This window comes from Mesorhizobium opportunistum WSM2075 (assembly GCF_000176035.2).
In the GTDB taxonomy this organism is placed as follows: Bacteria; Pseudomonadota; Alphaproteobacteria; order Rhizobiales; family Rhizobiaceae; genus Mesorhizobium; species Mesorhizobium opportunistum.
In genome coordinates, this window is sequence record NC_015675.1 from 2,381,088 (window position 1) to 2,401,294 (window position 20,207).

Consider the following 20,207-nt stretch of genomic DNA (forward strand, 5'->3'; position numbering starts at 1 on the left):
TCTGGCATTGTTGGTTGTCAGGGCTCTGCTGAGCGCAGAGAACGTCAAAGGATTTCGGGCCATAAACAGTCCCCTCGTGTCGGTTGAAACGTGCGACTGCTCGGCAAAGCCGAAAGGCATGCGACAACCACACCTTGCATCCATGGCCTTCCGCGAGGTGGTGGTCTGTGAGGGATTTCACTATTGGATATGCTGACGGCGCATCGGCGGCCCAAGCCGCATCGGTCGGCAAGCTTCAGGCCGTGCTCGCTGCTTTCGCGCGGGCAGACAATTCCGGCAGCTCTATCCAGGCGATCGCATGGTCAGGGATGCATCAGCCGTGGCGGTCTGAAATTGTCAGCCGGCGTTCGTTCGCTCCGGGATGGTCGCCCGGCGGCAGCCGTTTCAGCCGTCGTTTTTCCCGAACAGCTTTTTCAGCATGGCGGCCATCGGGCCACTTTCCGGCAGCTTGGCCGGCGCCTGCTGCGGGCGCGCCTGGCGGATGTGGCTCTGGGCTTTCGGGCCTTGCGCCTTGGGGGCCTTGGGCGGCGGGCGGTCGTCGTCGCCGGTCGGCACGAGCTTGTCGCGCAAGGCGAGTGTCACCCGGTTCATGAAGGAATTGTCGTCGCCCTTGGCCAGCAAGCCGGCATCGTCGGCTATGGTGTCGAGCAGAACGTCCAGCCATTCGCGGTCGGCCTTGGCGAAGTCGCCGAGGACATGGCCATGCACCATCTCCTTGACGCCGGGATGGCCGACGCCGATGCGAACACGGCGGAAGTCCTTGCCGATATGCTGGTCGAGCGAGCGGATGCCGTTGTGGCCACCGGAGCCACCACCGACCTTGACCCGAACCTTGCCCGCTGCAAGGTCGATCTCGTCGTAGAAGACGGTGAGCGCCTCGGGGCCAAGCTTGTAGAAGCGCAGCAATTCGCCGACCGACTGGCCGGACAGGTTCATGAAGGTCTGCGGTTTGATCAGGATGATCTTTTCGCCGCCGAGCGTGCCCTCGGCGATCAGGCCCTGGAATTTCTTCGACCAGGGCGAGAAGGAATGGCGGCGGGCGATTGCGTCCGCCGCCATGAACCCGACATTGTGCCGGTTATCAGCGTATTTCGCGCCCGGATTGCCGAGGCCTGCAAAGACAAGCACTGTCTTCTCTGGCATCGTCAGCTCCAGGCGTGAAAGAGTTACTTCTCTTCGGCGGCCGGAGCCGCTTCCGGTGCAACCTCGGCCGTCTCTTCCGTCTCCGGCTTCATCGCCGACGAACCGGCAATGGTTGCGACGGTGAAGTCGCGGTCGGAGATCACCGGCTTGACGCCGGCCGGCAGCTTGACCGCCGAGATGTGGATCGAATCGCCGATGTTGGTGCCGGTGAGATCGATGGTGATGAACTCCGGGATCGCATTGGCCGGGCAGTGGAACTCGACTTCGTGACGCACGATGTTGAGCACGCCGCCGCGCTTGATGCCGGGCGACTTGTCCTCATTGATGAAGTGGACAGGCACGTCGACATTGACCTCGGTGTCCTTGCCGATACGCAGGAAGTCGACATGGACAGGGAAATCCTTGACCGGGTCGAGCTGGAAGTCCTTCGGCAGGACCTGGATCTTCTTGCCGTCGACATCGATCGTGGCGATCGTGGTCAGGAACCCGCCGCCATGAATCTTGTAGTAGATGTCTTTGTAGGTGAGAGCGATCGCCAGGGGAGGCTGCTTGTCACCATAGATTACTGCAGGCACTTTACCGTTGCGGCGAACTGCACGGGCGGACCCCTTACCGACCTGTTCGCGCGCTTCGGCCTTGAGCTCGTAAGTGTCGTGGCTCATGGCTTTTCCTTTCGCGTGTTATGGAGCGTTTGCGGCGGGCAATGTTCCCAAGCCGTAAACGTCGAAAGCCGCCAGTCCTGGATGTCCGAATGCCGGCAGCCGCTCACGCGGACCTTTGTTCGGGATCACAAGGGGAAGGCAGCCTTCCGCCGCGTTGCCTCCAAGGGTGTCTACGCGGGTGGCGGCTCTATAGCGGAAGGCGGGCAGGCGTGCAAGCGGTGGTGGGGCAGTCGCCAGCCCGCCTGGTTCTGATCGCGGATCAACGCGTCACGCAGCGCCTGGATCTGCCGGATTAGCGCGCCAAGTTCAGCCAGCGTCGTGCCCGAGCGCGTGGGCAACAGCCGATGGTAGGCACTACTGCCGCGACATGAGCTTAAGCCACTGGCGGCGGAGCTTCTGGGTCAAAGTGCGTTTGGGTCGTGCTCGGGAAGTGATCTGCACGCGCCAGTCCGGAATATCCCGGTCCGGAACATAATTGCCGGGTTCCGTGCTTGCTGCTCGAACCTTCAGCGCCAGCCATGTCATGTCGACAGGCGCGCATCCATTGGCCAGCAACCGGTTGGTGAGCATCTGCTCATTGAGAATGGCGCGGGCCTTGCTCTCGAAAAACGGCAGCGTTTCAGGCGTAAGATCGAACCTGGAATGCCAGACTGTCCATTTGCTGCCTCCGTCGCCGGTGAGCCAACGCAGCAAAAACCGCTGACATCCTTGCGAGATCGGCGCGTCTTCACGGAAGGGCTGCTGGGGGTTCCCGCTGAAAATCGGCGTGTTCCTGCCGACGCTTACCAAAGATCCCAGGCTGCTGAGTTGCCGTGGGCGCATCAAGATGAACGAACTGCGGAGCCATGCCTGCGAAGCGATTCCGAAAATCGAGATGGCCTCGTCGTGAAAATCAACGCGGCCCAGCGCTCCTTGCAAGCCAAGCAGCGACCGTAACGAGCCGCCATCAATCAACTTGAGATGGTCAGGTGTGGATGCCGCGAAGGCCGAAGTGGCCAAGTGAACCAGATCGTAGTCATGAAGTTTGGCACCGATATGATTGATGCCACAGTCCCACGCCGAGAACTCCCAATCGACGTTCGACGCGCCGATCAGTTCGACCTCGCGGTCGAGATCGGAGCCATGACCGACCGGCAGCGAATTGTCGATCACGAGCATGCGATGCGCAACGTCCGGCAACTGGTGGGCGAACATAGCTCGCAAGTCCTGCCATGCGGTCGGATACTTCTGGGTCCCGTGACGAACCAGAAGGGTCAAAACACGAAGCGGGGGAGCGTGCATGTCGAATCCAGGCGCACCGTTTTCCAGCGTCAAAGCCTTCTTCCGGTCAAGCGCGAACGGATCTTTTTCAATGTCTTCTCGAGGCGGGATGAACGCAAGCAAGTTTTGAGAATTTCCCCGCTGTTTTAGGTTATGACGAAGCCACTTATTTTGGGATTGTTGATACCCATTTACCCACCTTTTTCCCCAGCATTGCTCGCGCAATACCCTATACCCTGTAGTAGAATAGAAAGCCTGTAGGTCATTCCGCACGAATCGACTGCTCCAGTTCGTTTCGTGCAAGCCTGAACACAAGAAGACGAACCTGCCGTCCTAATCACTGATCAACGCGTCACGCAGCGCCTGGATCTGCCGGTTCAGGGCGTCCAGCTCGGCCAGCGTCATGCCCGAGCGCTCGACCAGGGTCTCGTTCAGGCAGTTGCACTGGACGAGCAGCGAGCGTCCGGCCGATGTCAGGTCGACCTGCACCTGGCGCTCGTCGGTCTGGCTGCGCTGGCGGGTGACCAGCCCCGCCTGCTCCATGCGCTTCACCAACGGTGTGATGGTGCTCGATTCCAGAGCAAGGCGGTGGGCGATGGAGCCGACCGACATGCCGTCGGCCTCTCCAAGCGCGTTGAGCACCAGATATTGCGGATAGGTGATCCCCATCTCGTCCAGCATCGGCTTGTAGGTGCGATTGATCGCCATCGAGGTGGCATAGAGCGTGAAGCAGAGCTGGTTATCCAAGGGGAGAGGCACGACGCATTCCTTTGCCGATTAATCACGAGATGCATACCACGAAAAATGATATCGTGATACATATTTTTATAGACAAGGCCTTCGAATTGCGTTAGCGATATTGATGTCGCGATATTGTTTATCGCAGTAATAATCAAGGAGATTTGAGATGGCATCGCAGACAAAGTCTGGCTCGGGCAGCGGCACGATCACCACCCAGGATGGCACGCAGATCTACTACAAGGACTGGGGAACCGGTCAGCCCATCGTCTTCCATCACGGCTGGCCGCTGAGCAGCGACGATTGGGACGCCCAGATGCTGTTCTTCCTGGCGCAGGGCTACCGCGTCATCGCCCATGACCGGCGTGGTCACGGCCGTTCCACGCAGACCGATGTCGGCAACGAGATGGACACTTACGCCGCCGACGTCGCGGCACTTGTCGCGCATCTCGACCTCAAGGACGCCATTCATGTCGGCCATTCGACCGGGGGCGGCGAGGTGGCGCGTTATGTGGCGCAGTACGGTGCCGGCGGGCGCGTCGCCAAGGCGGTGCTGATCGGCGCGGTGCCGCCGATCATGCTCAAGACATCAGCCAATCCCGGCGGCCTGCCGATCGAGGTGTTCGATGGTTTCCGTGCCGCCCAGGCCGCCAACCGCGCCCAGTTCTTCCGCGATGTTCCGGCCGGCCCGTTCTATGGCTTCAACCGTCCCGGTGCAGAGGTGTCGCAAGGCATCATCGACAATTGGTGGCGCCAGGGCATGATGGGCGGCACCAAGGCGCATTACGATTGCATCAAGGCCTTTTCGGAAACCGACTTCACCGAGGATCTGAAAGCAATCGACGTGCCGGTGCTGGTCATGCATGGCGACGACGACCAGATCGTGCCCATAGCCGACTCGGCGCTGCTGTCGATCAAGCTGCTCAAGAAGGGCGAGCTCAAGGTCTACAAGGGTTTTCCGCACGGCATGGCGACAACCCATGCGGACGTCATCAACGCCGACCTGCTGGCCTTCTTCAAGGCATAGGGCCGTTCGGAACGAAAGAAGCACCCGCCGTCCGGCGGGTGCTCTTCCTTGCGTGGGTTTCAGGTCTGATCTAGGCGGCCGCCTGTGCCTTCCTGGCTTCCTTCATGTTGGGCAGGAACACGGTCAGCAATCCAAGAAACGGCAGATAGGAGCAGATCTGGAAGACGAAATCGATGCCCTTCATGTCGGCGACGACGCCGAGCACGGCGGCCGCGATGCCGCCCATGCCGAAGGCGAAGCCGAAGAAGATACCGGCGATCATGCCGACGCGACCGGGCACAAGTTCCTGCGCGAAGACAACGATGTTGGAGAAGGCCGAGGACAGGATCAGCCCGATCAGCACCGTCAGCACCATCGTCCATTCCAAATTGGCGTAGGGGAGCGCCAGCGTGAACGGCAGCACGCCGACGATCGAGAACCAGATCATCGCCTTTTGCCCATAGCGGTCGCCGAACGGGCCGCCGAGCAGGATGCCGAGCGCCGAGGCGCCGAGGAACAGGAACAGCATGACCTGCGACATCTGCACCGAAACGCCGAACTTATGGATGGAATAGAAGGTGTAGTAGCTGGCGAGGCTGGCGATGTAGGCGTTCTTGCTCAACACCAGCAGCGTCAGCACGATCAACGCGTTCATCACCTTGCGGCGCGGGAAGGGCGAGACGAAGCTTGCCGCCTTGCGATTGCCTTGCGCGGCGCGCAGGCGGCTATACCAGCCGCCGACCTGCCACAGGATGACGATGCCGATCAGCGAGCCGACGGCGAACCAGGAGATGCTGGTCTGGCCGAAGGGCACGACGATGAAGGCGGCCAGCAAGGGGCCCATCGACTGGCCGAAATTGCCGCCGACCTGGAACAGCGATTGCGCCAGGCCGAACCGGCCGCCGGAAGCGAAGCGGGCGATGCGCGAGGATTCCGGGTGGAAGATCGCCGAACCGATGCCGATCAGCGAGGCGCCGATCAGGAGCAGGTAGTAGTGCCCGGCATAGGCCAGCACGACCAGGCCGATCAGCGACGAGGCCATGCCGTAGGGCAAGGAATAGGGCATCGGTCGCTTGTCGGTGACCATGCCGATGATCGGCTGCAGCAGGGATGCCGTCACCTGGAAGGTGAAGGTCAACAGGCCGATCTGCCAGAAATCGAGACCGTAATTCTCTTTCAGAAGCGGATAGATGGCCGATAGCAGCGACTGCATGATGTCGTTGATGCAGTGGCACAGGCTCACCGCCAGGATGACGGTGAAGGCCGTCGCCTGGGCTGAAGCGGCGGTCGCGGGGGAAGCGACGCTGGTGGCTGTCGTATCGGTCAAGATAGGCTCCGTGGTCTTTTTGGCGGGCACGCCCGCGGGCAATCTGGCGGACGCTCCTGCGGCCGCCTTAGGGACGGTTGCCTTATAAGCTGCTTGCCGCGCGACTTCTTTCGTGGTTTGGTCCAATAGTTTCGCGAGTGGGCCATACAAGATGCCGCATGGCAGGGAAATCTTTCGCGCCGGCAATACCGACCTCGGCAAATTGCACGAAAGCCGCTGGCAGTGGCTGGAGCAGGTGGCCGGGCCGGCGGTGGCCTTGCCGACCGAATATCCCGACGGTTACCACGTGCCCCAGCACCGCCACAGCCGCAGCCAGTTGCTGCATGCGCTGGTCGGCGTCGTGCTGGTGACGACGCGGCACGGGCGCTGGATGGTGCCGCCCGACCATGCGATGTGGATTCCGGCCGGCACCGAGCATTCCGTCGAAATGCTGGGCGATGTCTCGATGCGCTCGGTCTATGTCATGCCAGGCGCGATCGCCGGACTGCCGGAAGGGTTGCGCGTCGTCGGCGTCACCGATTTGATGCACAGCCTGATCGTGGAATCGGAAAAGCTGCCGCAGGGCGGTGAGCTGGAAGGGCGCGGCGGGCTGATCATGAACCTGCTGCTGCACGAAATCCCGACCTTGCCGGAGCGGCCGCTCGGGCTGCCGTTCCCGTCCGATTCGAGGCTGGCGGCGCTCTGCCGGCGCTTCGTCGCCGCGCCCTCGCCGCACGCGACGATCGACGAGTGGGCCGATGCCGCCGGCATGAGCCGCCGCTCCTTCACCCGCGCCTTCCAGCGCCAGACCGGCCTGTCGCTGTCGACATGGCGCCAGCAGGCCTGCCTGTTCGCCGCGCTGCCGAGGCTCGCCGATGGCGAGCCGATCACCAGGGTGGCGCTCGACCTGGGCTATGACAGCGTGCCGGCCTTCATCACCATGTTCAAGCGGATGCTCGGCACCTCGCCGCGCGGCTATATGCGCGGCGCGCGCGAAAACGTGGAGGTCGCTCGTCGCCTTCCGGGCCCGGTTCGGCTGGGAAGCCCGGCGCCGTAGCGGCAGCGGTCTAGAGCAGTTTACTGTTCAACGGAAACGGTGAACTGCTCTAACTCTTTGTTTTGACGTAATTCCGGACGGAAAACCGTTTCACACTTTTCCTGGAATTACTTTAATCGAAAAGGCTCGACACCGATTCCTCGGTCGCGGTACGCGAGATAGCTTCGCCCATCAGGTCGGCGATCGAGATGACGCGGATGTTGGGCGCGTCGAGCACGGCCTGCGTCGGCTGGATGGAATCGGTGATCACCAGTTCCTGCAGCTTCGAGCCGCTAATGCGGGCAACCGCTCCGCCCGACAGCACGCCATGGGTGATGTAGGCGGTGACGCTGGTGGCGCCGTTGGCCAGCAGCGCGTCGGCGGCATTGCACAGCGTGCCGCCGGAATCGACGATGTCGTCGATCAGCAGGCAGTCCTTGCCGGCGACCGCGCCGATGATGTTCATGACTTCCGATTCGCCCGGGCGCTCACGGCGCTTGTCGACGATGGCGAGCTGGGCGTCGAAACGCTTGGCCAGCGCGCGGGCCCGCACCACGCCGCCGATGTCGGGCGACACCACCACGACATTGCCGAGCTGCTTGTATTTCGCCTTCACGTCGCGGGCCATCACCGGCACCGAAAACAGGTTGTCGGTCGGAATGTCGAAGAAGCCCTGGATCTGGCCGGCATGCAGGTCCAGCGTCAAAACCCGGTTGACGCCGGCACGGGTGATCATGTTGGCGACCAGCTTGGCCGAGATCGGGGTGCGGCCGGAGGCGCGGCGGTCTTGCCTGGCGTAGCCGAAATAGGGGATGACCGCCGTGATGCGTTTTGCCGACGAACGCATGAAGGCATCGATCATGATGAGCAGTTCCATCAGGTGATCGTTGGTCGGAAACGAAGTCGACTGCAGGATGAAGACATCCTCGCCGCGTACGTTTTCCTGGATTTCGACGAAGATTTCCTGGTCGGCGAAGCGCCTGACCGTGGCCTTGCCCAGCGGGATGTTGAGATAGCGGGCGACCGCTTCGGCCAGCACCCTGTTGGAATTGCCCGCGAAGAGTTTCATGCACCGTTCCTGGTGGAGGATGGAGAACCCGGACAGACTCTCCTGCACCTTTTAACCGGGCTTTTAGCGGCCCGCGCCGGTATTGCAAGCGCCGAGATGGGGAATCCGCCGGCTAAGCCTAGGAAAACTTCACGCTCCTCACTGGCGGGCAACACCTCAGCCGGCCTTGCCGCCGAGAAACGCCGTGAACTGGTCGATCGTCTGGTCGGCGATCGCCTGCATGGTGGCCGGCGCCACCGCTTTCCAGGCGTCGGCGCTGCCGCCGGAATTGACCGAAGGCGCTTTCATCTGCCCATTGATGCGGTGCAGCCGGTTGCCGGCCGGGTCGTAGACATCCCAGACATAGATGACAGTGGTGTCCTTGCCTTCGGAGATCGCCGAGAAATAGCCCTTGAGCACATGGGTTGCGGTCTGATCCTGGCTGCCGGCCAGCGTGATGCCACGCTGCTTGGCCCGCGTCTGCAGTTCGGCCGTCAGCGGCGTGGCGGCTTCCACCGAAGCGCCGACGATCGGCGCGATCTGCAGGCGTGTCTTCGACAGGATGGCAGCGCTTTGGGTCGACGTGAGCGGCGCGGCAGTGGTTGCAGGAGCACCGGCGGCGGCGGTGGCCGTCGATGACGGCGCTGGAACAGTGGCCGCGCCTTGCGCTCCCGGCGCCGAGCCCGCCGGCGGGGTGATGGCGGAAGGTTCGAGAACGTCCTTTGCGTTGGTGCAGGCGGCAAGAGCCAATGCCACAAGCAATGACACGGTCGTCACATGCGATCGTCTCATTTGCCTTCTAACTCCTTGGCGAAGAACGCCTCCCATTATGGATTCACTGTACGATCAAGTCGAGATCATGGCGGGACAGCGGCTTCGGCTGGGATTCGGTGGTCAGATAGGTGCGGCCAAGCGTCATTGCCGTCTCCGCCTCGGAATCCATGATGATCATGTGGGCGAACAGCGTCATGTTCGGCGCGATCGGCTCGGGGTTGCCCTGGTAGAACATCGGCATGTCCATCCAGGACGGGGTGAAGCGGGCGCCGACCGAGTAGCCGCAGGCGTTCAGCCGATGCTTGGTCAGGCCATGCGCTTCCATGGTGCGGGCGTGGGCGTCGAACACATCACCGAAGCTGTTGCCCGGCGTCATTGCCTTTTCGACGGCAAGAAGGGCCGCGCGGGCCGCGTCGAACAGTTCCTGATGGCGCTTCGAGACCTTGCCGGTCAGCACCGTGCGCATCATCGGCGCATGGTAATGATGAAAGACGCCGGCCCATTCCAGCGTCAGCTGGTCGTTCTTGGTGAGCTTGCGGCGGCCGGCCTTGTAGCGGCAGAGCAGCGCGTCGATACCGGAGCCGATGATGAACTCGTTGGCCGGATAATCGCCGCCGCCGGCAAAGATCGCACCCTGCATGGCGGCCAGGATCAGGGCTTCGTCGCCGCCCTGCTTGATCAGCGGCAAGGCCGCGTCCAGCGCGTCGTCGGAAAGATTGGCGGCCTTCTCGGCCTTGGCGACCTCGGCCGGGCTCTTGAACAGGCGCAGCCGGCCGACGATGCCGGATGCATCGGCGATCTGGCCGAAGGTCTGCAATTGCTCATCGAGCCGCCGGCCATTGAAGGCGGTCAGGCCGTGGGTGTCGTATTCGACGCCGATGCGGGCGCCGAGCAGGTCGAGATCGTTGAGCAGATTGCGCAGGTCGACCGCCGGATTGGCGCCGTCGCGGTCGGTCCACAGCACGATGTTGTCGATGATGGAGGTGTGGCGTGCCTGGCGCAGGTCGGCCGAGCGGGTCAAAAGCACCATCGAGCCGTCGGCCTTCACCACCAGGCACTGGAAGAAGCAGAAGCCGAACGTGTCGTAGCCGGTCAGCCAGTACATGCTTTCCTGCGCGAACAGCAGGATGGCGTCGAGCTTCTTTTCGGCCATCTCGATCATCAGCCGGTCGCGCCGCGCGTCGAATTCCGATCGTTCAAAATGCAGCGCCATTATTCTTTCTCCAAAACGATGGCCGAAACCTGCCGGCCGTAATCGGATTCCCCACGGTGCGTGGTGCGCCGGTAGGAATAGAACAGATCTTCCTCGGCATAGGTGCAGCGGCCGAGGCCCTCAGCCTTTACGCCGGCCCTGGCCAGCCGGTCGACCGTGTAGCGGTTGAGGTCGAACATGGCGTGGCCGGCATGTGCCGAAGGCGCGAAATAGCCGGTGTTTTCCGCATCGGCCTCGACGAAGCGGGCGACGAATTCCGGCCCGACCTCGTAGTTTTCGGGGCCGATCGAGGGGCCGAGCACCGCAATGATGTTTTCACGCCGGGCGCCGAGGCCTTCCATGGCGGTGATGGTGTTTTCGAGCACGCCCGTGAAGGCGCCTTTCCAGCCGGCATGCGCCGCGCCGATGACGCGCGCGTCCATATCGGCGAAGAGTACCGGGCCGCAATCGGCGGTCGAGGCGCCGATGGCGATGCCCGGCTGGTCGGTGACGATGGCGTCGGCCTTGGGCCGCTCGCCGGAAAAGGGTTCCCTGGCGACAATGACGTCGGGCGAATGGACCTGCCAGGCGGTCAACAGATGGTTCGGCGGCACACCCATCCAGGCGGCGACACGGCAGCGGTTCTCGGCCACCAGCGCCTGGTCGTCATCCGACCCGGTGCCAATGTTGAGGCCCTGGTAGATGCCGGTCGAAACGCCGCCTATGCGGGTGAAATAGCCATGGCGGATGCCCTGTGCCTGCGCCTTGTCCAGCAGCGGCGACCGAATGGGATCCGGTTTGGTCTGATTCAGCATGTGGGCGTTGTTGTCCGTGTGGGCGGTTTCGTCAAGAAAAAGCGACCGGCGGTTCCACCGCTCTTTTGCCGGACGGGAGATTGGGAGGGGTAACGGTGAAAAGTCAATCCGCCGTGGCGAAGGGGCGAATGGTGACGCCACGCGGGACGATGGCAAGCACCTTGAACAGATCGCCCATCGCCTGCGGGCCGGCGAGGCGTTCGACATCGCTGGCGATCTTGTCACGCGCCGCCTGGCCGGCATCGGCGCCAAGCCGGCCGGCACGCTCGAGAATGCCCATGCCGAGCAGGAAATCGCCCTGCCTCGACAGATGGGCGTCGAGGCCATGCGCACGCACGATTGCGGCAAGGGCGGCGAAATCGACGTGGGAGGTGAGGTCGGCTTCGCCGGGATTGGCCAGCACATCTTCGTGATTGTGCTTGCGCAGGGCCTGCAGCGTGTCGCCGACACCCGGCCGCAAATGGCCATAGTCAGGGAACAGTCCGGCGCCGCCATGACTGGATATGCGCGCGGCAATGGCTGCCATCAGGGCGGAGCGGGCCGGTGCCACTTCGGCGATCGCACCTTGTGGTGCCTCGCCGGCGTCGGCGGGGAGCAGCGTCGGGTCGACCGAGCCGGCGCCGGCGAAGAAGCAAAGTTCGTCCTTGTCGTCGAGGCCGACCATGCGCTCGCGCCAGCCGGAGCCGGCACGGACGAACTGGCGGATGGGCACGGCGTCGAACAATTCGTTGCCGACGATCAGCAGCGGCTGCCGTGGCAGCGTGTCGATTGTTTCGTGCCAGCCAACCGCGAAGGGCGTCGCGCTAAGCGTCTGTTTCTGGATCTCGGCGAGGCGCGGGCTGGTCTCGACCATTGCGAAGGCTGCGCCGTTGGCCAGGTCAGGTTCGAGCCGTGACAAGGTGCGCAGCATGTCCTTCATCAGCGTGCCACGGCCGGGACCGATCTCGGCGATGGTTACCGGCATCGGCCGGCCGATCGCAGCCCAGGCCTGGTAGAGCCAGACGGCGACGAGTTCGCCGAACATCTGGCTGATCTCGGGCGCGGTGATGAAGTCGCCGGCGGCGCCGAAGGGCTCGCGCGTCGTGTAGTAGCCGTCCGCGGGGTCGAACAGGCACAGCGCCATATATTCGTTGACGGGGATCGGGCCCGTCGCCTCGATCAGGTCGACGATGCGGGTCTTCAGCCGCGTCATGTCGCCTGCGGCTCTGCTTGCGTCACCGGCTTGGCGGTTGCCATTGCCCAGATGCCGGCCAGCACCATAGGCGTCGACAGGATCATGCCCATGGTCAGCCAATTGGTGCCGAGGAGGTAGCCGAGTTGCTGGTCGGGCTCACGGAAGAACTCGACGAAGATGCGCGACAGGCCATAGCCGCAGATGAAGGCACCGCCGACGAAGCGCGGCGTCTTCAGCTTGAGGCGCGAATGGGTGAGGATGCGCAGCACGAGGAACAGCACGACGCCTTCGAGCAGGGCCTCGTAGAGTTGGCTGGGATGGCGGGCAAACGGCCCGCCATTGGGGAATTCGATTGCCCAGGGCACGTCCGTCGGCCGGCCCCAGAGTTCCGAATTGATGAAGTTGGCGACGCGCACCAGGCCAAGGCCGACCGGCACGCCGGCGGCCACGACATCGAACAGCGACCAGGTGCGGATGCCGCGCTTGATGGAAAACAGCGTCATGGCGAGGATGACGCCGAGCAGGCCGCCATGGAACGACATACCGCCTTGCCAGACGGCGAAGATGTCGAGTGGATGCGCAATGTAGCGCGGCAGGTCGTAGAACAGGACGTAGCCGGTGCGGCCGCCGAGCACGACGCCGATGGCCGCCCAGACGATGAAGTCGTCGAGGTCGTCCGGCTTCATCGGCAGGATGCCGTCGGGCCACAGCTTCGGGTTGGCGGCGAGCCGTTTGGCGTACCACCAGGCGAACAGGATGCCGACGATGTAGCCGACGCCGTACCAGTGCACCGCCAGCGGCCCGATCTGGATGAGGATCGGGTTGATGTTGGGAAACGGCAGCGAGGCCAGCGGCAGCAGGAAATATTCGTTCAACGGGGAACTCTCGGTTGCGAACGCGTTTGGGCGCGGACCATGCGGCAGGGTTTTGGCAGGGTCAAGGCAAGGTGGTCGGCGTCAAAAGTCGGATCGGATCACCCTTGCAGGCCCATCGCGCCGTGCAGGCGGTGCGCTCAATCCCGAGGCTTGGCGGCCACCAACTGCCGCAACGCGTCGTTGATCCTGTCCTGCCAGCCGGGGCCATCTTCCTGGAAATGATCGAGCACGGCCCGGTCGATCCGGATCGAAACCAGCTCGCGGACATTCGGCGCGGAGGAAGCTTCGCGAATTGGCGGTGCCGGCTTCTTCACCGGTTTGAAGGCGGCTTCGGCGGCTGCCATCGGATTTGTCGGTCGGCGCGGGGGCGTTGCCATTGATTGACCCTGACTGAGATGTGCTTGACGTGATAGGAGATGAGAACACAATAGGCGATCTGGAGCCCTCAAGTACAGCTTTTGCGCTGCCTGAGAGCTTCTTACAGGCAGGGCATTGCCATGCGCCATAGCAACGCAGAGGCCGCACCAGCCCTCAACCTTCTTGCATTCGGCGCGCCGCGCCACTACGTCAATTTCAGCAACCGAGGATTTGCCATGTCGACCGGACCGAACCGCATTCTCGATGAATTCGCCAAGCTGATGACCGATGCCGCGGGTGCCGCGCAAGGCGTTCGGCGCGAGGTCGAGACCGCCTTCAAGGGCCAGGCCGAGCGTATCCTCAACACGATGGATGTGGTGCAGCGCGAGGAATTCGAGGCCGCGCGCGAGATGGCCGCCAAGGCCCGGGACGAGAATGCCCGGCTTGCCGCCCGTATTGAATCGCTCGAAGCCAGGCTCGCCGAACTGGCCGGTGATGCCGCACCGGCGGCGGCGGCAAAGCCTCGCGCAAAAAAATAATCGTTAAACTTTTCCACATAGTGCGAGTCTGAAAAGCGCTTTGCCGTGAATCGCTTAACGGCATTGCATGAATCTTTGTGACAGCGCCTTTCCACATGCGAATGCCGCAGTGCGAAAAATTGGGCTGTTCACGCGACTCCCGATCAATAGACTGAATTTGTTGCATGATTCGGAGCAGGGTCATGCGGCCGGGCGGTGGGGTCCGGTCTGGGGTCTTTGCGTCGAGAAGCAGTCTTTTGCGCGAAGAAAGTCCTGGCCGTCCGAGTTCTAGATCAGATTGTTCGTTGTGTGTGCCCTCCCGCGGAGCGTGTGGCGGCGCTCCTCAGAACGACAGGAAGCATTCCATGGAACTTCTCGAACTCGAATTCTCCCGCGAAATCCACCCGGTGGATGTTATCGAGCAGGTGGCCCACAACAACGACTGGTCCTTCGAACGGGCCGGCGACGACGAGATTTCGATCTCGGTTGCCGGCAGCTGGACCGACTATCACGTGTCCTTCTCCTGGATGGAGGATTTCGAGGCGCTGCATCTGGCCTGCGCCTTCGACATCAAGGTGCCGGAGACCCGCGCGCTGGAAGTGATGCGGCTGTTGTCGCTGATCAACGAACAGATGCTGTTCGGCCATTTCGATCTCTGGGAGCAGGAAGGCGCGATCATGTTCCGCCAGTCGCTGCTTTTGGCCGGCGGGGTCGAACCGTCGAGCCAGCAGGTCGAGGTGCTCTTGTCCTCGGCGCTGGAAGCCTGCGAATGCTATTTCCAGGCGTTCCAGTTCGTCGTCTGGTCGGGAACTTCGGCCAAGGACGCGCTGGCCGGCGTGCTGTTCGAGACCTATGGCAACGCCTGAACCCCTGTAGGCAGACAAGACCGAGATGAGTTCGAGCAGCGAGCGCAAGCCGCAGATCAGTTTTGCCGACTTCGATCGTGTCGACATCCGCGCCGGCACGATCGTCGAGGCCGAACCGTTTCCGGAAGCGCGCAAGCCGGCCTTCAAGCTGAAGATCGACTTCGGGCCCGACATCGGCATCAAGAAGTCGTCGGCGCAGATCACCAAATACTATACGCCGGAAACGCTTGTAGGCCGGCAGGTGTTCGCGGTGGTCAATTTCCCGCCGCGCCAGATCGGGCCGTTCATGTCGGAAGTGCTGACGCTGGGTTTTCCCGACGAGGAGGGCGCCGTGGTGCTCGGCGCCATCGAGCGCAAGGTGCCGGACGGCGGGCGGCTGTTCTAGATTAGCGAGCAGTCTGGGGCCGGAACGCGCCGAGAATGGTTCCGACCGTTGCGGCTGAGAGCACGAGATGCAGGAGGTCGAACGGCCATGCCAGGCCGAAATGCATCAGCATGAGGTTCAAGAAGGAGGGCGCCGTGGCATCCGCGGGAATCAGGATCAAGCCTGCGGCCAAGACCAGCCCATATTTGAGTATGGCGACTGTCGCGAGAACGAAGAACATAATGGCGACGAAACGCAGATGATTGCCATTGAGTGCACGCCAGCACCCGATTGGATCAAACGATCCCGTCCAGAGAAAGTCGCCGACGAACAGATATGTCCAGGCTAGTACGATACCGCCAGCGAACACGTTGAAGACTCCTATCGCCGATGCCCAAGGCGCGACATCCTCGGGGCTGAGCGGTAGGTCACGTGTGGCCATCAGGCCGGCAACGAGCAGTCCGTGCTCACTGGCGACGGCAAAGCCGCAAAGGAGCTGGACGACAGCGAGCAGCAACGCAGCCACAAGAATCCGCTGACCGAACTCAAGGCGCATGCCCGGGATCGCAACGTGTTTGACGCTCTCAATGCCGCGCCGAACAACGACACGGCCGGGCTCGGGCGCGTTCGCCATGCGATCCAGAACGAACGCAAAGACCATTGCCGAGAACGGCGCGGCAACAATGGCGGAAAGCCAAGTCCTGGGGTCAAAGCCTCGCGATAGAAGCCAGGTGGGCGCCTGTCTCGGATCGGCAAAGAGAACAAAAGCAAGCACAATCAGACAGAGCGTCGTCAGGAAGCAGGGAAACCAGGCGGCCACGAAAAGTGGCCAGGCGTTCGCACGGCAATAGCCGAACACTCTCGCGACGGTCTTGCCGATGCGCAACAGGCGGCGCTTCGGCGTTACGGCAGGCAACTCGTCCAGCGTTGAAATCGGCGCCAATCCCCCACACGCGCACAATAATGAACCGCACGGAACGGTTGCACAAGCTCTCGCAAGAAGCGCGCTCGCGGAGATCGAAGCCCGCCGCGCACGATCGCGATGCATCGCAGCGCGCCAGCTCCATCAGGCCGCCAGCTTACGCGTCCTGCCCAGTGCCTCCTCGACCGCGTCGAGGAACATTTCGGCGCAAGCCTTCCAGCTGTAGCGCATTGCGCGTTCTCGAGCCTGAGCCCGGTCGACGTTGAGGGCGGCAAGCGCTGCCTCGCGCAAATCGTTCGAGACCGCGCCGCCAAAGCCGTCGCCGACGATGTCGATCGGTCCGGTCACCGGATAGGCGGCGACCGGCGTGCCGCTGGCCAGCGCCTCGATGATGACGTTGCCGAAGGTGTCGGTGCGGCTGGGGAAGACGAAGACGTCGGCCGAGGCATAGATCTCGGCCAGTTCGTCATTGGGGCGGTGGCCCAGGAAATGCGCCTGCGGGTACCTTGCCTTGAGCTTGGTGAGTTCCGGCCCCTCGCCGACGATCACCTTGCTGCCTGGCAGGTCGAGGTCGAGAAGGGCGGAAAGGTTCTTTTCGATGGCGACGCGGCCGACGCAGAGGAAGACGGGGCCGGGAAAGCCGAGGTCCTTGCGCTTGTCCGGGCGGAAGTGGTCGGTGTCGACGCCGCGCGTCCACGGCCGCAGCTTGTTGAAGCCGCGGGCCGAAAGATCGTCGGCGAGCGACTGGGTGGCGACCAGCGTGCCCTGGCCGGAATTGTGGAAATCACGCAGCCAGCGATAGGCCCAGCTCTCCGGCACCGGCAGGCGGGCGCTGAGATATTCAGGAAAGCGCGTGTGGTAGCTGGTGGTGAACGGCCGGCCGGCATTGCGGCAATAGCGCCGCGCCATGATGCCGAGCGGCCCTTCGGTGACGATGTGGATGTGGTCGGCCTTGTAGGCATCGATCAGTCGCGCGACGTGGCCGGGCGTGGTCAGCGCCAGCCTGATGTCGGGATAGGTCGGCAAGGGCAGCGTGCGGAAGATGTTGGGTGTCAGGAAATCGACCGCGACGTCGAAGGATTTCAGGGTTTCGGTGAGCCGCTCCAGCGTATGGACGACGCCGTTGACTTGCGGGCGCCAGGCGTCGGTGACCATCAAGATGCGCATGGCGGCCCTTTGCTGGAAAGGTCGACGGTTGCTTTGAGACGATGCCGGAACGGCGACCCGCCTGCTGCCCGCGCTTGGCTCCAGCGCACCTTGGCGGGTACGGGATCGAAGTGAGGCGGCAAGGACGAATCAAGTGTAGTCGCGCGTTTCATGCGCGCTCTTAATCATGATTTCATGACGGGCGGATGAAGCAGCCTTCCGACTGGGCAAACGATTTCCGTTTGTCCGAGAAAAACCCGGTTCTACTTTCCGGGATCGTGCCGCGGTCAGGCCGGAACCTTGATCACGGCCCGCAATCCGCCGAGCGGACTGTCGTCGAGGGTGATGTCGCCGCCATGGCTGCGGGCGATGTCGCGGGCGATCGACAGGCCGAGGCCGGTGCCGCTGGCGTCGAGGTTGCGGGCCTCGTCGAGCCGCACGAAGGGCTTGAACACCTCTTCGCGCCTGCCGTCGGGAATGCCCGGGCCGTTGTCGTCGATGGTGACGACAAGCGAGCCACGGCCGTGGTTGGCGTTGACCTCCACCGTCTTGGCATAGCGGAAGGCATTGCCGATGACGTTGGACAACAGTCGGGCGAAGGCATTCGGCCGCACATGCACGGTCGGATCGCCGACGAGCGTCGTCGACAGTTTGCATTTGCGCAGGGCCGCTTCTTCGCCGAGCTTCTGGAAATAGGCTTCGAGGTCGAAGCGTCCCGGGTCTTCCGAGGCCTCGCCTCGGGCAAAGGAGAGATAGCCTTCGAGCATCGACTGCATGTCGTCGATGTCCTGGTTGAGGGCTGCCTTGGTCTCGGCCTTGCCGCCGGCCAGTGCCAGCTGCAGCTTGAAGCGGGTGAGGATGGTTCTCAGGTCATGGCTGACGCCGGTCAGCATGGCGGTTCGCTGTTCGATCTGGCGCTCGATGCGCTCGCGCATCTGGATGAAGGCAAAGCCGGCGCGGCGAACCTCTTCGGCTCCGCGCGGGCGAAAATCGCGCGGCATCGGCCGGCCCTTGCCGAAGCTCTCGGCGGCTTCGGCAAGCGTCAGGATCGGCCGGATCTGGTTGCGCAGGAAGGGGATGGCGATCATCAGCAGCACCAGCGAGGTGCCGACCATCCAGATCAGGAAGATGTGGGTGTTCGAGGCATAGGCCTGGCTGCGGCGCACGAAGACGCGCAGCACCTTGCCCTCGAGCTGGACGCGCACCTCGACGATGTTGGAATTGCCGACCGTGTCGATCCAGAACGGGCGGTTGATCTGGCGGGTGATCTCGGCCGAGAGGACGTCGTCGAGGATCGAGAAGAAGGGCTTCGGCCCAGGCGGCGGCAGGGGGTCGGGCGGCAAGAGGTCGACCTTCAACTGCATGCGGTCCTGCGCGATGCGGATGATGTTGGCGTAGTCGGCATCGTGCGGATAGGTCTCGATCAGATCGATGATGGCTGCGATGTCGCGCACCGTGGCCTGCGACAGGCGCTGCGTCACGGTCGCCCAATGACGCTCCATGAAGACGAAGGCGACGACCGATTGCAGAAGGATCATCGGCGCAATGACGATGATCAGCGAGCGCGCATAGAGGCGCTTGGGCATGTAAAGCGAAACGAGCCGCCAGAACCGGTTCCAGATGCGCGGCACCGTCTTGAGAGTTCGCGTGGCGCGTGCGCTCAAGCCGTCATTTTCCGGCTGTTCCAGTTCCGTGGTCGCCATTGGCTCTTTTCATCCGCCGCCGGTACTCTATTCCACGCTGAGCCGATACCCAATACCGCGCACGGTCTGCAGCCAGACCGGGTTGGATGGGTCGCGCTCGATCTTGCGGCGCAGCCGGTTGATCTGGACGTCGATGGTGCGCTCGCCGACCTCCGAATCGTCGCCGACCAGTTCGTGGCGTGGAATGGTCTCGCCGGCGCGCGCGGCAAAGATCGCCAGGATCTCCTGCTCGCGGTCGGTCAGCTTCAGTGCCTCGCCGCCGCGCTTCAGTTCGCGACGGGCGATCTGGAAGGTGTAGGGGCCGAAGACCAGCTGTTCGACCTTGGGCGTCGTCGCCGGGCCGCCGCGGCGCAGGATGTTGTTGATGCGCAGGATCAGCTCGCGCGGATCGAAGGGTTTTGGCAGATAGTCGTCGGCGCCGGCCTCCAGTCCGGAGATGCGGCTGTCTGTCTCCGACAGCGCCGTTAGCATCAGGATCGGCACGTTCTTTTCGGCGCGTAGCGATTTGGTGAGATCGACGCCGCTTTCGCCGGGCATCATCACGTCCAGCACGAGCAGGTCGAAATCGAGGCCGGCGAGCTTGCGCCGGGCTTCGTCGGCATTGCCGGCAACGGTGACGCGAAAGCCGTTCTCGGTGAGATATTGCTTCAGAAGATTGCGGATGCGGGTGTCGTCGTCGACCACAAGCAGATGCGGCGCGTCGTCGTCCGGTGCGGCCGCCTGATCGACCCTCTCAGTGCTCTCCATGGCTTTTCCCTGACATTTTTGCGGACCCAACGTCGATCTGGGCTCTCAGTTCCGGATTGACCATCGCTTCGAGGAAGCGTTCCACCAAGGTCCGTTCGGTGGCTCCGGAATCTTCCAATGCAGCACGGATGCGGCGCGACTGTGGCCGCGCCAGGGCCAGAGCCAGCGCCCGGCCCTTGGCCGTCGGATAGAGTTCGCGCTGGCGGCGGTCGCGCGGACCTTGCAATTGCACGACATGGTCGGTGTCGATCAGTTGCTTGAGCACGCGCGCCAGGCTCTGCTTGGTGATCTTGAGCACATCGAGCAGTTCGGCGACCGTCAGCCCCGGCCTGCGGTTGACGAAATGCAGCACCCGGTGGTGGGCACGGCCGAAGCCGTAATCTGCCAGGATCTGATCGGGATCGGAGGTGAAGTCGCGATAGGCGAAGAAGAACAGCTCGATGATGGCGAAGTCGATGCCGTCCTCGTCGGAGATCGCGGTCCTGATCGGTTTCCCTGCGTGGCTTCGATCCGTCATCATTTCTCCATGGGAAAGGGATATTATGTCAGTACTAT

22 protein-coding genes are annotated in these 20,207 nt (G+C 63.0%); 5 read left to right on the forward strand and 17 right to left on the reverse strand.

Annotated features, from left to right (window positions below; translation table 11 throughout):
- Nucleotides 1-384: 384 nt before the first annotated feature.
- The 4 genes from pth to MESOP_RS11400 all read right to left on the reverse strand — a co-directional run bounded on the left by pth (nt 385) and on the right by MESOP_RS11400 (nt 3,824).
- Complete coding sequence (gene pth, locus MESOP_RS11385) at nt 385-1,128, reverse strand: aminoacyl-tRNA hydrolase (protein WP_041164623.1); 744 nt, start codon at nt 1,126-1,128, stop codon at nt 385-387.
- A gap of 38 nt (nt 1,129-1,166) precedes the next feature.
- Nucleotides 1,167-1,805, reverse strand: a complete 639-nt coding sequence (locus tag MESOP_RS11390; RefSeq protein WP_013893485.1) for a 50S ribosomal protein L25/general stress protein Ctc — start codon at nt 1,803-1,805, stop codon at nt 1,167-1,169.
- Nucleotides 1,806-2,159: 354 nt separating this feature from the next.
- Complete coding sequence (locus MESOP_RS11395; RefSeq protein WP_245265069.1) at nt 2,160-3,188, reverse strand: hypothetical protein; 1,029 nt, start codon at nt 3,186-3,188, stop codon at nt 2,160-2,162.
- Nucleotides 3,189-3,398: 210 nt separating this feature from the next.
- Complete coding sequence (locus MESOP_RS11400; protein WP_013893487.1) at nt 3,399-3,824, reverse strand: MarR family winged helix-turn-helix transcriptional regulator; 426 nt, start codon at nt 3,822-3,824, stop codon at nt 3,399-3,401.
- A gap of 148 nt (nt 3,825-3,972) precedes the next feature.
- Between MESOP_RS11400 and MESOP_RS11405 the strand changes: the two genes are divergently transcribed.
- Nucleotides 3,973-4,830, forward strand: a complete 858-nt coding sequence (locus tag MESOP_RS11405) for an alpha/beta fold hydrolase (RefSeq protein WP_013893488.1) — start codon at nt 3,973-3,975, stop codon at nt 4,828-4,830.
- A 70-nt stretch (nt 4,831-4,900) separates the two neighbouring features.
- Here MESOP_RS11405 and MESOP_RS11410 read toward each other — a convergent pair whose 3' ends face one another.
- Nucleotides 4,901-6,136, reverse strand: a complete 1,236-nt coding sequence (locus tag MESOP_RS11410) for an MFS transporter (protein WP_031250357.1) — start codon at nt 6,134-6,136, stop codon at nt 4,901-4,903.
- A gap of 151 nt (nt 6,137-6,287) precedes the next feature.
- Between MESOP_RS11410 and MESOP_RS11415 the strand changes: the two genes are divergently transcribed.
- Nucleotides 6,288-7,172, forward strand: a complete 885-nt coding sequence (locus MESOP_RS11415; RefSeq protein WP_013893490.1) for an AraC family transcriptional regulator — start codon at nt 6,288-6,290, stop codon at nt 7,170-7,172.
- Between the two features lie 112 nt (nt 7,173-7,284).
- Here MESOP_RS11415 and MESOP_RS11420 read toward each other — a convergent pair whose 3' ends face one another.
- The 7 genes from MESOP_RS11420 to MESOP_RS11450 all read right to left on the reverse strand — a co-directional run bounded on the left by MESOP_RS11420 (nt 7,285) and on the right by MESOP_RS11450 (nt 13,406).
- Nucleotides 7,285-8,220: a ribose-phosphate pyrophosphokinase gene (locus tag MESOP_RS11420; RefSeq protein ID WP_013893491.1), complete on the reverse strand. Its 936-nt coding sequence runs from the start codon at nt 8,218-8,220 to the stop codon at nt 7,285-7,287.
- Nucleotides 8,221-8,376: 156 nt separating this feature from the next.
- Nucleotides 8,377-8,991: a hypothetical protein gene (locus MESOP_RS11425; protein WP_013893492.1), complete on the reverse strand. Its 615-nt coding sequence runs from the start codon at nt 8,989-8,991 to the stop codon at nt 8,377-8,379.
- Between the two features lie 43 nt (nt 8,992-9,034).
- Nucleotides 9,035-10,186 (reverse strand): M24 family metallopeptidase, encoded by a 1,152-nt coding sequence (locus MESOP_RS11430; RefSeq protein ID WP_013893493.1) that lies wholly within the window; start codon nt 10,184-10,186, stop codon nt 9,035-9,037.
- Nucleotides 10,186-10,980, reverse strand: a complete 795-nt coding sequence (gene pgeF / locus MESOP_RS11435) for a peptidoglycan editing factor PgeF (protein ID WP_013893494.1) — start codon at nt 10,978-10,980, stop codon at nt 10,186-10,188. The genes MESOP_RS11430 and pgeF overlap by 1 nt, the downstream gene beginning before the upstream one ends.
- 103 nt (nt 10,981-11,083) lie before the next feature.
- The gene (locus MESOP_RS11440; protein ID WP_013893495.1) at nt 11,084-12,172 is read right to left on the reverse strand and encodes a class I SAM-dependent methyltransferase; all 1,089 of its coding nucleotides are present in this window, start codon (nt 12,170-12,172) and stop codon (nt 11,084-11,086) included.
- Nucleotides 12,169-13,029 carry a prolipoprotein diacylglyceryl transferase gene (gene lgt, locus MESOP_RS11445; protein ID WP_013893496.1) on the reverse strand — a complete coding sequence of 287 codons (861 nt, stop codon included), beginning with the start codon at nt 13,027-13,029 and terminating at the stop codon, nt 12,169-12,171. The genes MESOP_RS11440 and lgt overlap by 4 nt, the downstream gene beginning before the upstream one ends.
- Before the next feature lie 137 nt (nt 13,030-13,166).
- Nucleotides 13,167-13,406 carry a BrnA antitoxin family protein gene (locus MESOP_RS11450; RefSeq protein WP_013893497.1) on the reverse strand — a complete coding sequence of 80 codons (240 nt, stop codon included), beginning with the start codon at nt 13,404-13,406 and terminating at the stop codon, nt 13,167-13,169.
- A 216-nt stretch (nt 13,407-13,622) separates the two neighbouring features.
- Here MESOP_RS11450 and MESOP_RS11455 point away from each other — a divergent pair, with 216 nt between their 5' ends.
- The 3 genes from MESOP_RS11455 (at nt 13,623) to MESOP_RS11465 (ending at nt 15,155) form a co-directional block, all read left to right on the forward strand.
- The gene (locus MESOP_RS11455; protein ID WP_013893498.1) at nt 13,623-13,925 is read left to right on the forward strand and encodes an accessory factor UbiK family protein; all 303 of its coding nucleotides are present in this window, start codon (nt 13,623-13,625) and stop codon (nt 13,923-13,925) included.
- Between the two features lie 344 nt (nt 13,926-14,269).
- Nucleotides 14,270-14,770 carry a type III secretion system chaperone family protein gene (locus MESOP_RS11460; RefSeq protein WP_013893499.1) on the forward strand — a complete coding sequence of 167 codons (501 nt, stop codon included), beginning with the start codon at nt 14,270-14,272 and terminating at the stop codon, nt 14,768-14,770.
- Nucleotides 14,771-14,795: 25 nt separating this feature from the next.
- Nucleotides 14,796-15,155, forward strand: a complete 360-nt coding sequence (locus MESOP_RS11465) for a tRNA-binding protein (protein ID WP_013893500.1) — start codon at nt 14,796-14,798, stop codon at nt 15,153-15,155.
- Between the two features lies 1 nt (nt 15,156).
- On the opposite strand, the gene MESOP_RS11470 is transcribed toward MESOP_RS11465, so the two are convergent.
- From MESOP_RS11470 to MESOP_RS11490, 5 genes are all read right to left on the reverse strand, one after another.
- A complete protein-coding gene (locus tag MESOP_RS11470) occupies nt 15,157-16,077 on the reverse strand; it encodes a hypothetical protein (RefSeq protein ID WP_013893501.1) in 921 nt (306 codons plus the stop codon).
- Between the two features lie 123 nt (nt 16,078-16,200).
- Nucleotides 16,201-17,223, reverse strand: a complete 1,023-nt coding sequence (locus tag MESOP_RS11475; RefSeq protein ID WP_013893502.1) for a glycosyltransferase family 4 protein — start codon at nt 17,221-17,223, stop codon at nt 16,201-16,203.
- 266 nt (nt 17,224-17,489) lie between these two features.
- Entirely contained in the window at nt 17,490-18,905 is a 1,416-nt protein-coding gene (locus MESOP_RS11480; protein ID WP_013893503.1) for an ATP-binding protein, read from the reverse strand.
- A gap of 27 nt (nt 18,906-18,932) precedes the next feature.
- Entirely contained in the window at nt 18,933-19,652 is a 720-nt protein-coding gene (locus tag MESOP_RS11485) for a response regulator (RefSeq protein ID WP_013893504.1), read from the reverse strand.
- Nucleotides 19,639-20,169, reverse strand: a complete 531-nt coding sequence (locus MESOP_RS11490; RefSeq protein ID WP_013893505.1) for a MarR family winged helix-turn-helix transcriptional regulator — start codon at nt 20,167-20,169, stop codon at nt 19,639-19,641. The genes MESOP_RS11485 and MESOP_RS11490 overlap by 14 nt, the downstream gene beginning before the upstream one ends.
- Nucleotides 20,170-20,207: the final 38 nt, after the last annotated feature.

Excerpts from the sequence above, each read along its gene's own strand:
- MESOP_RS11420 (WP_013893491.1), bottom strand. The coding sequence starts at position 8,220 with ATGAAACTCTTCGCGGGCAATTCCAACAGGGTGCTGGCCGAAGCGGTC.
- MESOP_RS11475 (WP_013893502.1), bottom strand. The coding sequence starts at position 17,223 with ATGCGCATCTTGATGGTCACCGACGCCTGGCGCCCGCAAGTCAACGGC.
- MESOP_RS11490 (WP_013893505.1), bottom strand. The coding sequence starts at position 20,169 with ATGACGGATCGAAGCCACGCAGGGAAACCGATCAGGACCGCGATCTCC.
- MESOP_RS11415 (WP_013893490.1), top strand. The coding sequence starts at position 6,288 with ATGCCGCATGGCAGGGAAATCTTTCGCGCCGGCAATACCGACCTCGGC.
- pgeF (WP_013893494.1), bottom strand. The coding sequence starts at position 10,980 with ATGCTGAATCAGACCAAACCGGATCCCATTCGGTCGCCGCTGCTGGAC.
- MESOP_RS11485 (WP_013893504.1), bottom strand. The coding sequence starts at position 19,652 with ATGGAGAGCACTGAGAGGGTCGATCAGGCGGCCGCACCGGACGACGAC.
- MESOP_RS11390 (WP_013893485.1), bottom strand. The coding sequence starts at position 1,805 with ATGAGCCACGACACTTACGAGCTCAAGGCCGAAGCGCGCGAACAGGTC.
- MESOP_RS11480 (WP_013893503.1), bottom strand. The coding sequence starts at position 18,905 with ATGGCGACCACGGAACTGGAACAGCCGGAAAATGACGGCTTGAGCGCA.
- MESOP_RS11425 (WP_013893492.1), bottom strand. The coding sequence starts at position 8,991 with ATGAGACGATCGCATGTGACGACCGTGTCATTGCTTGTGGCATTGGCT.
- MESOP_RS11430 (WP_013893493.1), bottom strand. The coding sequence starts at position 10,186 with ATGGCGCTGCATTTTGAACGATCGGAATTCGACGCGCGGCGCGACCGG.
- MESOP_RS11455 (WP_013893498.1), top strand. The coding sequence starts at position 13,623 with ATGTCGACCGGACCGAACCGCATTCTCGATGAATTCGCCAAGCTGATG.
- MESOP_RS11440 (WP_013893495.1), bottom strand. The coding sequence starts at position 12,172 with ATGACGCGGCTGAAGACCCGCATCGTCGACCTGATCGAGGCGACGGGC.
- MESOP_RS11405 (WP_013893488.1), top strand. The coding sequence starts at position 3,973 with ATGGCATCGCAGACAAAGTCTGGCTCGGGCAGCGGCACGATCACCACC.
- MESOP_RS11450 (WP_013893497.1), bottom strand. The coding sequence starts at position 13,406 with ATGGCAACGCCCCCGCGCCGACCGACAAATCCGATGGCAGCCGCCGAA.
- MESOP_RS11460 (WP_013893499.1), top strand. The coding sequence starts at position 14,270 with ATGGAACTTCTCGAACTCGAATTCTCCCGCGAAATCCACCCGGTGGAT.
- MESOP_RS11465 (WP_013893500.1), top strand. The coding sequence starts at position 14,796 with ATGAGTTCGAGCAGCGAGCGCAAGCCGCAGATCAGTTTTGCCGACTTC.